The organism is Pedobacter sp. GW821-FHT01D05, assembly GCF_059422505.1.
On sequence record NZ_JBWKXA010000002.1, the window covers coordinates 249,358 to 263,015 of the forward strand.

Here is a 13,658-nt window from a genome sequence, read left to right on the forward strand (position 1 = left end):
AATCAAAGGCGAAAGCGAGCAATTATTTCATTAATAAGTTAATTTGGATTTTTCACTAGCGTGAGACAATAATAAGGATGCACCTAAATTATGGATTTAAACAAAAAAAGCGAGTATTTACACTCGCTTTTTTTAATATATTTTATCTCCAGGCCTTGTATTGGTTAATTAAGCCGTTGGTAGAACTATCGTGGCTCGAAACTTTTTCGCTTCCCTCCAGCTCTGGAAGAATTTTTTTTGCTAATTGCTTGCCAAGCTCTACTCCCCACTGATCGAAACTAAAGATGTTCCAGATAATTCCCTGAACAAATATTTTATGTTCGTACATGGCAACTAAGCTACCCAGCGTATATGGTGTTACTTTTTTCAATAGGATAGAGTTTGTTGGGCGATTGCCTTCAAATACTTTAAACGGCGCAATTTTTTCAATTTCTGAATCTGATTTGCCTTCTTTCTTCAATTCGGCGGTTACTTCTTCTTCTGTTTTACCGTTCATTAAAGCTTCTGTTTGTGCAAAGAAGTTCGATAATAAGATAGGATGATGATCACCTAGCGGATTTAAGCTCTGTGCCGGGGCAATAAAATCGGCAGGAATAATCCGGGTACCCTGATGAATTAACTGATAAAAGGCGTGCTGGCCATTTGTTCCGGGCTCACCCCAGATAATTGGTCCGGTTTCATAATCAACCTCATTACCGTTCCTATCTACATGTTTACCATTGCTTTCCATATCTCCCTGTTGGAAATAAGCAGCAAAACGGTGCATATATTGATCGTAAGGTAAAATAACCTGTGTTTCTGCATTGTAGAAATTGATATACCAAACGCCTAACAAACCTAAAATTACAGGCAGGTTGCTTTCAAACTCAGCAGTTTTAAAATGGTTATCAGTTGCATGGGCACCCGCTAACAATTGTTTAAAATTATCAAAACCTATACTTAATGAGATGGATAAACCGATAGCGCTCCATAACGAGTAGCGGCCACCAACCCAATCCCAAAACTCAAACATATTTTCGGTATCGATACCAAAAGCAGAAACGTCTTTCGCATTGGTAGATAATGCAGCAAAGTGTTTAGCAATATCATTTTCTTTTCCGCCTTTATCCAAAAACCAAGAGCGTGCAGAGTGTGCATTCGTCATGGTTTCTTGCGTAGTAAAGGTTTTTGATGCGACTAAGAATAATGTTGTTTCGGCATTTAAATCTGCTAATGTTTCGGCGATGTGTGTACCATCAATATTCGAAACAAAGTGAATGTTTAAGTGGTTTTTATAATGTTTTAGTGCCTCGGTAACCATTACAGGACCTAAGTCTGACCCACCGATACCGATATTAACCACGTCAGTAATGGCTTTACCGGTATAACCTTTCCATTCGCCGCTGATGATGCTGTTGCTAAATTTCTCCATTTTAGCCAGTACCGCATTTACTTCGGGCATTACATCTTTGCCATCAACTAAAATTGGTGTATTGCTTAAATTACGTAATGCAATATGAAGTACCGACCGGTCTTCTGTTTCATTAATTTTATCGCCGTTGTACATCGACTTTATAGCTTCGTCCAATTTACACTCACGGGCTAATTGAATCAATAGTGCTAATGTTTCGTCGCTGATGCGGTTCTTGCTATAATCTAGCAGAATATCTTCAAAAAAAACAGAAAACTTATTGAAACGATCTGCATCCTCAGCAAAAAGATCTTTAATGCTTTTTTGATTAATATCTATAAAATGATCGGCTAAATACTTGTAGGCCTCAGTTTCTGTGAAATTTACTTTAGGTAACATAATCTTTGTTTTTTTGTAAAAGTAATAAAGCAAAAATTTAAAATGGTCTTTTTAATGTTCTAAATGAATAAGAATTTTTAATGTCGGTTAAACCACTTAACTTTAATACAACGTCCCTGTTAGTTCATCAATTATTTTAACCTTAAATTCTACATGATGTTAGAAAACTTAAATGAAATGGTGCGTGAAAACGTACAGGAAAGTGTTGTAAACAATACCACTATTCCGAATGAACAAAATGAAGCGGTAATCCAGGCTGCATCGGGTTCTATCTTCGATACGCTGAAAGACCAGGTGTCATCAGGTAATATTGGTGCATTAACTGATATATTTAACGGTAACAAAGCAGAAGGCACGCAGGTTGCTGAACAGGCTTCGGGGAATTTTATGGAGAAATTAAGTGGTTTGGGCATTAATGCCGATACGGCGAAATCTTTAGCGGCAAGCATTATTCCCGGCTTGATTGCCAAGTTTACCCAGAAAACAAACGACCCCAACGATAACTCTTTTAACATTAAAGATGTTTTGGGGAGTTTGGGCGGTGATGATGGTAAGTTTGATGTAAGTGATGTAATCGGGATGTTTAATGGCAGTGGACAAGCGCAGCAACCCGGCCAAACAGGTGAAGGTGGGATTATGGATAAGCTGAAGGGAATGTTTGGGTAAAATTAATTGACGATAATTATTTAGCAAATGAGGTTAAGTAGTTATCTTCGCCAAAAAAATAAAATATGTTTAGAGCGCTCTCACTACTGGCAACATGCTGCCTGTTTTTTTGTTGTTTCTTTTTTTCTTCTTGTGAAAAGGATGGGGTAACTAAAATAGATACCTTAAGAATTACAGATACCCTCGATGTTGATCGGCCCATAAATCTAAAAGCATCAAAAGGTGTTTACGGAACACGTATTACTATATCCTGGACACCAATGCCCTTGGCTCAGAAGTATCAGTTATTCAAGTTTAATGATGTTACCCAGAAATATGTTTTGCTAAAAGAATTAAGCGATACAACTTTTGATGATTCGGCGATTAGCAAATCTTTAACCAAGAACTTTTACAAAGTTAGAACTTACAACTCTACAACGTCATTCAGTAGATTTAGCGATGCAGATTTTGGATATACCTCTGGGTTAAATTATTATCGCGCACTGTCTTTTGGAACAGAGGGTAACGGAGTTGGTCAATTTAACTTTGCCTATCACATTGAAACAGATAAAGCTGGAAATATTTATGTAAGTGATGAGGGCTTAAACCGTGTTCAGAAATTTGATATCAATGGAAATTATAAGGAGCTTTTTTATAGTGGGCCGGGTGCAAGAGCAATTGGTTTTTTTAGCAATGGAAATTATATAGCAACCCGTACCCAAAGTAGTAGTTACGTTCAGATGTTCGATGCTAATAAGCAGCTAATTAGAGAATGGGGCGTTTACGGGACAGGAGATAATGGATTTGGAAATGTAGAGGAACTAACTATTGATGACGAACAGAATATTTGGATTGTAGACAGCCTAAACGATCGGATTAAGAAATATGATTCAACTGGTAAGTTACTTTTCACATTTGGTACCGAGGGCAGAGCAAATGGTCAATTCTATACGCCGTTAGGCATATGTTATTTTAAAGGGAATATTTATGTTAGTGATGCCGGTAGGATGCAGGTTTTTGATAAGCAGGGCAAATACCTAAAAACTTGGAAAGTTTCAGATAACTATTGGGCCATTAAGGGTAAAGGTGATTATTTATACATTGCCGCTGGCGGTTACATCATTAGAACTGACGAGAACGGTGATGTTAGGGAAAAGATAGGGCTTGGCCAATTAGATTTTGCCAGAGGTGTGGCACTAGGAGCTAACGACGAGGTGATCGCTTGTGATATCTACGTAAGAAAAATTGTAATTTATAAAAAAGGTTAATCATCCAAAAAGCTATCCCAAGGGATGGCTTTTGTTTTTTATCCAATTCCTTCTCTCCCTAAAATTGTTTAGCTTAGAGCACCTAAACTCAATCATTCATTATGAAGAAAATATTCCTGATCGGTTTTTCGCTACTGACATTAAATTCTTTCGCCCAAAAATCGGATTTAAGGCCGTTGGTTTCAAAAAAAGCTGATGCCATCGAACAAAAGGTAATTACCTGGAGACGCGATTTCCACGAACATCCCGAATTGGGAAATACCGAAGTTAGAACAGCTGGCATTATTGCAAAACATTTAGAATCTTTAGGTATACAAGTAAAAACGGGTGTAGCCAAAACAGGCGTAGTTGGTGTGCTAAAAGGAGGTAAACCCGGGCCGGTTGTGGCTTTGCGTGCCGATATGGATGGTTTGCCGGTTACCGAGCGGGTAGACGTCCCATTTGCCTCAAAGGTAAAAACGCAGTATAACGGACAAGAAGTTGGCGTAATGCATGCCTGTGGACATGATAGTCATGTGGCTATTTTAATGGGCGTAGCAGAAGTATTGGCTTCTATGCAAAAAGATATTCAGGGGACGGTGAAATTCATATTTCAGCCCGCTGAAGAAGGCGTGCCTGCCGGAGATGAAGGTGGAGCGGCATTAATGATTAAGGAAGGCGTACTCGAAAATCCTAAAGTTGATGTAATTTTCGGTTTGCATATCAATTCTCAAACCGAAGTTGGCGATATAACTTATCGCCCGGGTGGTACAATGGCTGCAGTAAACGATATGAAGATTACAGTTACCGGCCGCCAGGCACATGGGGCTTATCCATGGAGCAGTATCGATCCGGTGGTGGTTTCGGCCCAGATTATCAACAGCCTGCAAACCATAGTAAGTAGGAATTTAAATGTAACAGAAAACCCAGGTGTAGTTACCATTGGCGCAATTAATGGTGGTGTACGGTCGAATATTATTCCCGAAAAGGTAGAAATGTTAGGTACAGTACGAAACTTTAGTAAGGAAGATGAGGCCATGTTTATCGAAAGGATTAAAACCATTGTAACCAAAACGGCCGAAGCAGGTGGAGCTACAGCTGAAGTTAAAATCCCCTATAGCAACCATTATCCGGTTACTTTTAATAACATTGCGCTAACCGAAAAGATGTTGCCAAGCATGCAATCAACGGCAGGTAAGGATCATGTCAAGTTAAAACCACCAGTTACAGGCGCAGAAGATTTCTCCTTCTTCCAGGAAAAAGTACCTGGCTTATTTGTTTTTTTAGGAGGGATGCCAAAAGGTAAAGATCCTTTAAAAGCTCCATCGCACCACACACCAGATTTTTATCTGGATGAAAGCGGTTTTGTTTTAGGGGTTAAATTACTCTCTAACCTGACTTTAGATTATATGTCGATGAAGAAATAACGGTGGTTCATTATTCATTTGTTAATTAGTCATGGTGCCTGATGGATTAATAAAGAAAATAAAATTGATTAACAAGCAATAAGGGGTCAGTTTAATTAAAATCGCTTTCCGCCGTGCATTATGCTCAAAGCGATTTTATATATTTGTTTCATGACCAAAGAAAATATTCAGGATTTAAGGGACAGAGTAACGTCGCTGAGGAGGTATCTTTGACGTTGATGAGCTACTTTACGCCATCCGCGAAGAGGAAAAATTAACAATGGCTCCCGATTTCTGGGACGACCCTAAAAAAGCAGAAAAAATTCTTGCAGAAATCAGTTCAAAGAAAAAATGGACGGATGGCTTTAACCAAACCAATAATGCGGTTGAAGATGCTGCGGTAATGTTTGAGTTTTTCCAATCGGGCGATGCTTCAGAAGCCGAGCTGCAAGATCAGTTCGAGATCAGTAAAACTGCCGTAGAAGAACTGGAACTTAAAAATATGCTCCGTAGCAAAGAAGACCAACTTTCTGCCGTTTTACAGATTACTGCCGGAGCCGGTGGAACGGAAAGCTGCGACTGGGCTTATATGCTGATGCGGATGTATATGATGTGGGGAGAAAAGAACGGTTATAAAATTACCGAACAGGATAGCCAGGAAGGGGAGGTTGCCGGTATAAAATCGGTAACGCTTCAGTTTGATGGCGATTTCTCATATGGTTACCTGAAAGGCGAAAATGGTGTGCATCGTTTGGTTCGGATTTCTCCATTCGATTCGAATGCCCGTAGGCATACCTCTTTCGCTTCTGTATATGTTTACCCCTTGGTTGACGATACCATACAGATTGATATTAATCCTGCTGATATAGAATTCGAAACATTTAGGGCTGGTGGAGCAGGCGGACAAAATGTAAACAAAGTTGAAACAGCCGTACGTTTATACCACAAACCTTCAGGCATTATTATTAAAAACCAGGAGTCGCGATCGCAGTTGCAGAATAAAGAGAATGCTATCCGTTTATTAAAATCTCAATTATATGAAATTGAGGAACGGAAACGTAACGAAGCAATTGCTGCAGTAGAAGGATCGAAAAAGAAAATAGAATGGGGCTCGCAGATCAGAAGTTACGTGCTTGATGATAGAAGGGTAAAAGATCACCGGACCAATTATCAAACCTCCAATCCCGATGCGGTTTTAAATGGCGATATTAACGGGTTTTTAAAAGCATATTTAATGGAGTTTTAATCTAAAACAAATGGCAAAATCATTCATCCTCATCATGTTATTGTTTATGGCAATAAACTATTCGAATGCCCAAGAAGTTGTACCCTTATATTCAGGCGGAATTCCGGGCGCTAAAACTACACCTGCTGATTATGTAGAAAATACTGAGGTGCGTGCAAATGGAACCTTGAGTGTTACCAAAGTATCGGTACCTACGTTTACGGTTTTCGAAGCGCCTAAAAATATCGCTAAAGGAACTGCAGTAATCATTTGCCCGGGTGGAGGTTATGGTGCGCTGGCATTTAGTCATGAAGGAACCGATGTAGCCAAAAGGTTTAATGAAATTGGGGTTACCGCTTTTGTATTGAAGTACCGGTTACCGAGCGATCAGATTATGGTTGATAAAACTTATGGACCATTGCAGGATGCACAGCAGGCCATTTACCTGATCAGGAAAAATGCAAAAAAATATGGGATTAAAGCCAACAAGATCGGGATTATGGGTTTTTCTGCTGGTGGGCATTTTGCCTCAACTTTGGTTGCCCATTATAACGACCTTAAAATTTCCGATCCGGAAAAGATAGATCTTAGGCCAAATTTTGCCGCATTAATTTATCCCGTAATCAGTTTCGAAGAATCAGTGCATACGGGCACCATGAAGAATTTATTGGGCCCAAATCCTACCGATAGTTTAAAACATTATTTTTCTGCCAATAAAAATGTAAACAAGAAAACACCCCCTGTCTTCTTTGTACATGCGAAGGATGATAAGACTGTTCCTTTTGCGAATAGTGTTTTAATGAGCGAGGCATTAGAGCAGAATAAGGTACATACAGATCTTTATCTGTACGAAAAAGGTGGCCATGGTTTTGGTTTGATTAATAAAACTTCTTATGTAGACTGGTTTAACTTGTTGGCTATCTGGATGAAAAAAGAGAAATTTTAATATCTTTGCTGATATTTTAACCTCTTAACCGGAAATTTTAATGCAAAAAACAATTAAATATGTTATGGTAGCCTTTGTTGCTATCATATCAATAGCAAGTTGTAAAAAAGAAATTAATTGGAATGCCAAGCTTGATCCTAATGGAAATGGCTGTAAGCTAGCCAGTTTAAAGGCAGATCTTGATATTTTAGGCACTTACACGCTTGCCTTTACTTACGATGCTTCCAACAGGATTTCGAAAGCGACTACCACGGATGGTCAGACCAGTAATTATGCTTATACCGCAAATAAAATTACGGCTACCGATCAGGATGGGAATGTGTCTGAAATCGTTTTGGAAAACGGAAGGGCAATATCGAGTGGGAGCGATGGTGTTATTAGTGGAGGTGGAGTGAGTTATAGTTATACCAGAAAATACGCCTACAATGCAGATGGCTATTTAATTCAAATAAAAAATTATTTAAACGGAGAATTAAGTACAACTGATAACTTAACTTATGCCAACGGCAATTTAGTAAAAGCAGTTTCAGTTGATGCTCACCTTGGCTATACAGAAACTACTACGTACGTGTATTCAACAGAAAATGCGGTAAACACATACGAGATTGCGGATCCACTTTCTTATCATGTTGATTATTTCCCAGGTGGATATTTTGGGAAACAATCTAAAAATGTATTACTTAAAGGTACAGCAAAAACGGTAGACGGTAATGGTGATCCTTTTACTGATGCTGTTTATACCTTCGGTTATCAATACGATGGAAAAGGAAATGCTACATCGGTGTTGTTTTCGGTGCTATCTACTTTTTATCCAGGCAGTGGACCAGTTCAAACGGATACTTACAATGTGAAATATAGCTTAAATTATACTTGTAAATAGATATATAAAATATCATTGAAAGCCTGATCATAACCATGATCAGGCTTTTGTTTTTATGGGGGTTTTTAGCCGTTATACAAATTAAACGCCTATACATTCAGAAACAGAAAATACCCATATTAAGAAAATAATGTAGAAACGCTCATTTTACCACTCTTTTTTTACGATTTAGCCCCTCATTTCTTGATCATTCTGCGTATATCTTTGCTTACAAGCATGTCGATTTAAAAATGGGATTATGTTTGAAGCCTAACCAAATCTTATGAAAAAAATACCAATCAACCTTGTTTGCCCTATAGTGGTTGCTGAAATCTTTGTATTTATTAGTTATTGATTTACAGCTGATTGATCACATTCTAACGTCTTACCATTAACCAAATATTTACCTAAATCAAAAAAAAATGAGAAATGAAAAAATGAAATTAAGCGTGCTATTGGTGTGCTTGTTTGTAACACTTTTATCTTGTAAAAAAGAGAAAGAAGAAGTTAAACAAGAAAACGGACAGGTTAAAGCCTGGGAAACATTAATAGATGGTAACTCCCTTGCCAACTATACTAATTTTGAGGCACAATGGAATTATAATTATCCCTGGGGCACCGATCATAATGGTTCTGCCCGCATGGTAGGGAGTACCTCAAACCATAACCAGATCTCGTTAAGCGGAGGTGTACTCACCATTAAAGCTACCCGCTTGGCTTCATCGCCAGGAAACAGTACTGCCAATGGTTTTACCAATATTGCTATTTGGTACAACTCGGGTGCTTGTTATGCCAAGCAACAGGTTGTAATTAACGATCAGTTTCCTAGTTATACCATTTCGGGCGATTTTGCTGTACCTACCAGTAAGGGGACCTGGCCTGCTTTTTGGATTACCGGCGTTAATTCATGGCCACCAGAAAGTGATATCATGGAGTTTAAAGGTAATAACACTAATTGGCAGAATACTTATGATGGTGGTTGGGAGAATAAGCTTACAGCAGTTTCTAATGCGGGCTCATACCATAATTACAAATGCTGGTACAATAAAGTAAGTGCAACAGATGTAGATTGCCATTATTATATCGATAACGTTTGGGTAGCCAAGCATACCATGAGTAATTCGGTAAATAAACCCATGTGGCTAATTATCAATATGCAGATGGAAGGCGATAGTGGCTCCCCAGGCCCTTCTGGCAATACTTTCTACACAGGTAAAAATGTTTATATGGGTAGAGAAAGAGCTTTTTAATTTATAAAATAAACATTCACTTTCGGAGGTAGCTTTATAGCTACCTCCTTTGTAGCATAAAATAAATATGAAAAAAAGCCTAAGCATTTTTGCCTGTATACTACTTTGCATTTTATTTGTACAGTGTAAAAAAGATGATGTGGCGGTGCCAGAGAATGATGTTAATTTGATAATTGCTAAAATTAATCTCTTAAGGCAAACTGGATGTAATTGTGGCACAGCATACATGCCTCCGGTGGCTAACCTATCTTTAAATATACAGTTGCAAAATGCGGCAATAATCCACGCTAAGGATATGGCACAGCAAAACTATTTTGATCATTTATCTCCTGAAGGCGGTACGCCCGCTGAGCGTGCATTAAATGCAGGTTATACAGGTGATTTTAGGGCAGAAAATTTAGCAAAGGGATATAGCCAGGCAGATCAGGTAATTGCTGCATGGAAAAATAGTGTGAGCCATTGTAAAGCCATGATGGATGCTAAAAGTAAAGAAGCGGGTATAGGGATGTCACAAAATTACTGGGTGGTAACCTTTGGTAATCCATTATAATTCTTTTATCGTTTTATCAATCACATCCAATAACCCATTGGTATAGGCATCATCTGTTAATTCCCAGAACATAATGCCATTTAATTTTTGATCAATAACATATTTGGTTTTTAATGAAATTGATTTCGGATCGTCAAAAGTGGCGATGTATTTTGTTTGTGGATTATAATAGTATGGGGCTTTGGCTTTCTCGTCCCAATAGTAAGTATAGCCGTTTTCAGTAGAAAATTGTTTGGTAAAGTCTTTAAAAGAAACGCCTCTTAAAAATTTTGTTGGCTGATATAAACCCTGGTTTGCATCAATAGTGTTTTCGAAAATACGGGCGTAAAATGCGGCCCCTAATGCAATTTTTTGTGCAGGTACCCCTAAATCTATCAAAGCTTTTACGGCGTAATCGCCTGATAAAGATTGTTGAGCAGTAGCATACAATGGTGTATGGTGACCGCTTTGTGTTGCATAGCCACTTACCAGGTCATAACTCATTACATTAACCCGGTTTACCAGTGGCATCACTTTATCCCATTCGAAACAAGAATCGATGCAGTTTTTTGTACCACCCGCAGCAAAGCTAATTTCGGCCTTTTTGCCTAGTTTTTTACGGAGTTCTTTAATTAGTAGGGTGAAATTGTGTTTATCATCTACTGTATATCTGTGCCCCGGGAAACCTACTACAGCTGGATATTCCCAATCGATATCTATCCCGTCAGCATGAAAGAAGTCGAGTATTTCTTTAGTGGTTTTAGCAAATGTTTTTCGTCCCTCAGCTCTGCTGAATACCTCCGAACAATCTTTGCAGGCACTCCAGCCACCCATTGCTATCATTATCTTTAAATCAGGGTTCCGTTGTTTTAAAGTTACCATTTTAGTAATTAAGGCCGAATCCTTCGCCGAGCTAATGTTTAAACTATCACCTTTCAAATGACCGAAACTATAAATCAAATGACTCAATTTTTCGATGGGAAAGCTATCGATCACCGAATTTTGCCCCGTGTAATAGGCAATAACGTTTGGTTTAATCGTTTTTTGGGCTTTTGATTGGATACTTAAAAATGATAAGGAGATGATGGCTGCAATGCAGAACAGTACAGTAGGGGCGATAAGCTTTCTTTTGTGCATGGGATCTAGGTAAACTATTTTTCGGCAATAATATCTTGAAGTTCGTTCAATTCGGCAACTTTATCGGTAGCTCCTGCATTTTCATAAGCCGAAATCAGGTTTCTGATTACCCGACGGATAATATCGGTATTGCTGCAGGGTCTGTAATATTCGGGCAGGGCCTCTAAATTAAGCTGGCGCAGAAACTGATCAACATCATGTTTGCCGAAGATATTACCGCGGTTAAAAGCATTAATGTAGAAAAGCACACCATATTCTGTTCCTTCCTGTTTGCTATCGTCTATATAACCCAAAATAAAGTGCTGTGGCAAGTTTATTCCATAAACAGGCAGATCTAATTTCTGTGCCAGGGTAGAGTAGATAATGGCCAGCGAAATCTGATTACCCTTTTTGCTTTCCAGAACCTGGTTTAAATAAGAATTTTGTGGATCGTGATGATTTTTGGTATTGCCACCAAAACCATATTGTTGATACAAAACGTGATTGATCAGTTTTACTTTTTCAACCGAACTCATTTCATATTGAAGGCCCAACCAGATATCTCTTTTAATTTCTTCCAGCTGGTTAATTACCTTTTGCTCATCTAAATCAGGGTATTGATACCGGTTAATAATTAATGCACCCTGCAATAAATCAAAAGCACCACTTAAATACCATAAGTTTAAATCTTCTTTAACCGTTTTAAACTGGATCTGATGAACAATATTTTCAATTCGTTCCTGCAACAAACCATCAAAAGACTGTTCCCAGGCATTTTCTAAAAAATGTACTACCTCGCCGCCATATTCAAGCAGTTTCTTTTCTACATGATGGAACACTTCCTCGTCAGGATCATCCAACAATTTTACTAAAGCACTTATCTCTGCGTTATTTTCCATAAAACATACCTACGTTTGCAGTGTTTAATTACTTTTGCAATATTATGCTATTTCAATTTATTACAGATTACCTTAAACACCGTTTAACAGCAAAAAGCCGACATGGAACGCACTCACCATTCGTGTACAAGCTCGCTGATGAGGTAATTTACGATTTTACCGACAAATCTGAATACAAAAATATAGAAGAACAACGAAAAAAACTTTTTAATGACGATTCGATAATCACGGTTACAGACCTTGGAGCGGGTTCTCACCTTAATAAGAACCGTACAAAAAAGGTAAGTCAGATCGCGAAGAATGCCTTGAAAAGTCCGCGCTTGGCCAAACTGATTTACCGGTTGGCGAAAAATACAAATCCTAAAAGTGCTATAGAATTAGGTACTTGCCTTGGTATTACAACGGCTTATCTGGCCAAAACAAGTGCTGATACAGCAGTAATTACCATTGAAGGTTGTCCGCAAACGGCAGAGGTGGCGAAGAAAAATTTCGAGGATTTAAATTTAGAGAATATCGAGCTTCATGTGGGCAATTTTGATATGATCTTACCCGATATTATTGCCAAACAGCCAAGTTTAGATTTCGTTTACATTGATGGTAACCACCGCAAGGATGCTACCCTGAATTATTTTAACTGGTGTTTGCCTAAAATTAATGAAGATTCACTGCTGATTTTTGACGATATTTATTGGAGCGAAGGTATGAAAGAAGCCTGGGCTGAAATTAAAAACCATCCTGATGTTACCGTAACCGTAGATTTGTTCTGGATCGGCCTGGTTTTCTTTAAAAAAGGACAGGCAAAAGAACACTTCAAACTTAAATTTTAGAAAATGGAAATCGAACCGAAATTAGAAGGTATCCAAAAACGGTCAGCGCTGTTTATTTTGTTGGTTAGTTTATTTTCGGGGATTGCTTTTTATTTGGTGTCGCTTTTTATTGAAATGAATGCGCTTACACATATCATGTTCGGTTGGGATGCATTCTGTTTGGTGCTGATTACCCTTCATTGGTATATGTTTTTTCATACTTCCGCTGCTGAGACACATCTTAAGGCCAAAATGCAGGATGAAACCCGTGGCGAAATTTTTGTCATTGTGGTAGTATCTACCTTTGCGGGTTTACTTGCCGTAGTTTTGCTGTTAATTAATAAAGATATCAAACCACTCGATCTGGTAGTGGCCATAGCAGGCATGTTTTTATCGTGGTTTTTGGTGCACACAACCTTTAGCTTGCGTTATGCACACCTATATTATGGCGACGATAAGAAGAAATATATTGATAAAAAAGGAGCAGGACTTGAATTTCCTGGGGATGATGAACCCGATTTTATCGATTTCGCCTATTTTTCTTTTGTGCTCGGCATGACTTTCCAGGTTTCGGATGTAGAAATTTCAGATCGGAAGATCAGAAGGCTTTCCCTTTTACATAGTTTAATCGCCTTTATCTTTAATACTGTAATTGTGGCGTTAACCATTAATGCATTGGCTGGGTTAAGCAAATAACGAAGCGTCATCTCGACCGAAGCATCGCGAAGTGGACAGATCTATCATACCGCTATTTTTTGTCATCCTGAGCGCAGTGAAGGATCTTTAAAATTCAATATTTTAGCTGGAGTGGGGGCGTGGAAAGATTTATGTTCAGCAAAATTACAACAGTTTTTAGGAAATGAACAGTCCAGTTCTTTTGGCTGCCCTTCGACTCCGCTCAGGATGACCTCCAAAAAGTATCCCGCTTCTATCCCTTAGGT

General features: G+C 38.5%; 13 protein-coding genes. 10 read left to right on the forward strand and 3 right to left on the reverse strand.

Going from position 1 to position 13,658, the window contains the following annotated elements:
* Positions 1–142: 142 nt before the first annotated feature.
* Entirely contained in the window at positions 143–1,789 is a 1,647-nt protein-coding gene (pgi, locus tag AC07VK_RS09260) for a glucose-6-phosphate isomerase (protein ID WP_492955359.1), read from the reverse strand.
* A gap of 153 nt (positions 1,790–1,942) precedes the next feature.
* On the opposite strand from pgi, the gene AC07VK_RS09265 reads away from it, so the two are divergent.
* From AC07VK_RS09265 to AC07VK_RS09300, 8 genes are all read left to right on the forward strand, one after another.
* Complete coding sequence (locus tag AC07VK_RS09265) at positions 1,943–2,455, forward strand: hypothetical protein (protein ID WP_492960019.1); 513 nt, start codon at positions 1,943–1,945, stop codon at positions 2,453–2,455.
* Positions 2,456–2,520: 65 nt separating this feature from the next.
* A complete protein-coding gene (locus AC07VK_RS09270) occupies positions 2,521–3,702 on the forward strand; it encodes an NHL repeat-containing protein (protein WP_492960021.1) in 1,182 nt (393 codons plus the stop codon).
* Positions 3,703–3,803: 101 nt separating this feature from the next.
* Positions 3,804–5,108 carry an amidohydrolase gene (locus AC07VK_RS09275; protein ID WP_492960023.1) on the forward strand — a complete coding sequence of 435 codons (1,305 nt, stop codon included), beginning with the start codon at positions 3,804–3,806 and terminating at the stop codon, positions 5,106–5,108.
* 150 nt (positions 5,109–5,258) lie between these two features.
* A protein-coding gene (prfB, locus tag AC07VK_RS09280) for a peptide chain release factor 2 (RefSeq protein WP_131030342.1) occupies positions 5,259–6,333 on the forward strand; the annotation gives its coding sequence in 2 pieces (ribosomal slippage) (positions 5,259–5,318 and positions 5,320–6,333; 1,074 coding nt in all).
* Between the two features lie 10 nt (positions 6,334–6,343).
* Positions 6,344–7,258: an alpha/beta hydrolase gene (locus tag AC07VK_RS09285; RefSeq protein ID WP_492960025.1), complete on the forward strand. Its 915-nt coding sequence runs from the start codon at positions 6,344–6,346 to the stop codon at positions 7,256–7,258.
* Positions 7,259–7,298: 40 nt separating this feature from the next.
* Positions 7,299–8,138 carry a DUF4595 domain-containing protein gene (locus AC07VK_RS09290; RefSeq protein WP_492960027.1) on the forward strand — a complete coding sequence of 280 codons (840 nt, stop codon included), beginning with the start codon at positions 7,299–7,301 and terminating at the stop codon, positions 8,136–8,138.
* 401 nt (positions 8,139–8,539) lie between these two features.
* Positions 8,540–9,367, forward strand: coding sequence for a glycoside hydrolase family 16 protein (locus tag AC07VK_RS09295; protein ID WP_492960029.1), 828 nt, complete (start codon positions 8,540–8,542; stop codon positions 9,365–9,367).
* 67 nt (positions 9,368–9,434) lie between these two features.
* Positions 9,435–9,917, forward strand: a complete 483-nt coding sequence (locus AC07VK_RS09300; RefSeq protein ID WP_492960031.1) for a CAP domain-containing protein — start codon at positions 9,435–9,437, stop codon at positions 9,915–9,917.
* Here the strand turns inward: AC07VK_RS09300 and AC07VK_RS09305 are convergent.
* A complete protein-coding gene (locus AC07VK_RS09305; protein ID WP_492960033.1) occupies positions 9,912–11,033 on the reverse strand; it encodes a glycoside hydrolase family 18 protein in 1,122 nt (373 codons plus the stop codon). The two genes, AC07VK_RS09300 and AC07VK_RS09305, sit on opposite strands and share 6 nt — an antisense overlap.
* A 14-nt stretch (positions 11,034–11,047) precedes the next feature.
* Positions 11,048–11,911 carry a transglutaminase-like domain-containing protein gene (locus AC07VK_RS09310; RefSeq protein ID WP_492955368.1) on the reverse strand — a complete coding sequence of 288 codons (864 nt, stop codon included), beginning with the start codon at positions 11,909–11,911 and terminating at the stop codon, positions 11,048–11,050.
* 44 nt (positions 11,912–11,955) lie between these two features.
* Between AC07VK_RS09310 and AC07VK_RS09315 the strand changes: the two genes are divergently transcribed.
* Entirely contained in the window at positions 11,956–12,738 is a 783-nt protein-coding gene (locus tag AC07VK_RS09315) for an O-methyltransferase (RefSeq protein ID WP_492960035.1), read from the forward strand.
* Positions 12,739–12,741: 3 nt separating this feature from the next.
* Positions 12,742–13,413 (forward strand): DUF1345 domain-containing protein, encoded by a 672-nt coding sequence (locus tag AC07VK_RS09320; RefSeq protein ID WP_492960037.1) that lies wholly within the window; start codon positions 12,742–12,744, stop codon positions 13,411–13,413.
* The last annotated feature ends 245 nt before the right edge of the window (positions 13,414–13,658 follow it).

Coding starts and splice junctions, on each gene's coding strand:
- AC07VK_RS09275 (WP_492960023.1), top strand. CDS start 3,804: ATGAAGAAAATATTCCTGATCGGTTTTTCGCTACTGACATTAAATTCT.
- AC07VK_RS09290 (WP_492960027.1), top strand. CDS start 7,299: ATGCAAAAAACAATTAAATATGTTATGGTAGCCTTTGTTGCTATCATA.
- AC07VK_RS09285 (WP_492960025.1), top strand. CDS start 6,344: ATGGCAAAATCATTCATCCTCATCATGTTATTGTTTATGGCAATAAAC.
- AC07VK_RS09300 (WP_492960031.1), top strand. CDS start 9,435: ATGAAAAAAAGCCTAAGCATTTTTGCCTGTATACTACTTTGCATTTTA.
- AC07VK_RS09315 (WP_492960035.1), top strand. CDS start 11,956: ATGCTATTTCAATTTATTACAGATTACCTTAAACACCGTTTAACAGCA.
- AC07VK_RS09320 (WP_492960037.1), top strand. CDS start 12,742: ATGGAAATCGAACCGAAATTAGAAGGTATCCAAAAACGGTCAGCGCTG.
- AC07VK_RS09310 (WP_492955368.1), bottom strand. CDS start 11,911: ATGGAAAATAACGCAGAGATAAGTGCTTTAGTAAAATTGTTGGATGAT.
- AC07VK_RS09305 (WP_492960033.1), bottom strand. CDS start 11,033: ATGCACAAAAGAAAGCTTATCGCCCCTACTGTACTGTTCTGCATTGCA.
- pgi (WP_492955359.1), bottom strand. CDS start 1,789: ATGTTACCTAAAGTAAATTTCACAGAAACTGAGGCCTACAAGTATTTA.
- AC07VK_RS09295 (WP_492960029.1), top strand. CDS start 8,540: ATGAGAAATGAAAAAATGAAATTAAGCGTGCTATTGGTGTGCTTGTTT.
- AC07VK_RS09270 (WP_492960021.1), top strand. CDS start 2,521: ATGTTTAGAGCGCTCTCACTACTGGCAACATGCTGCCTGTTTTTTTGT.
- AC07VK_RS09265 (WP_492960019.1), top strand. CDS start 1,943: ATGATGTTAGAAAACTTAAATGAAATGGTGCGTGAAAACGTACAGGAA.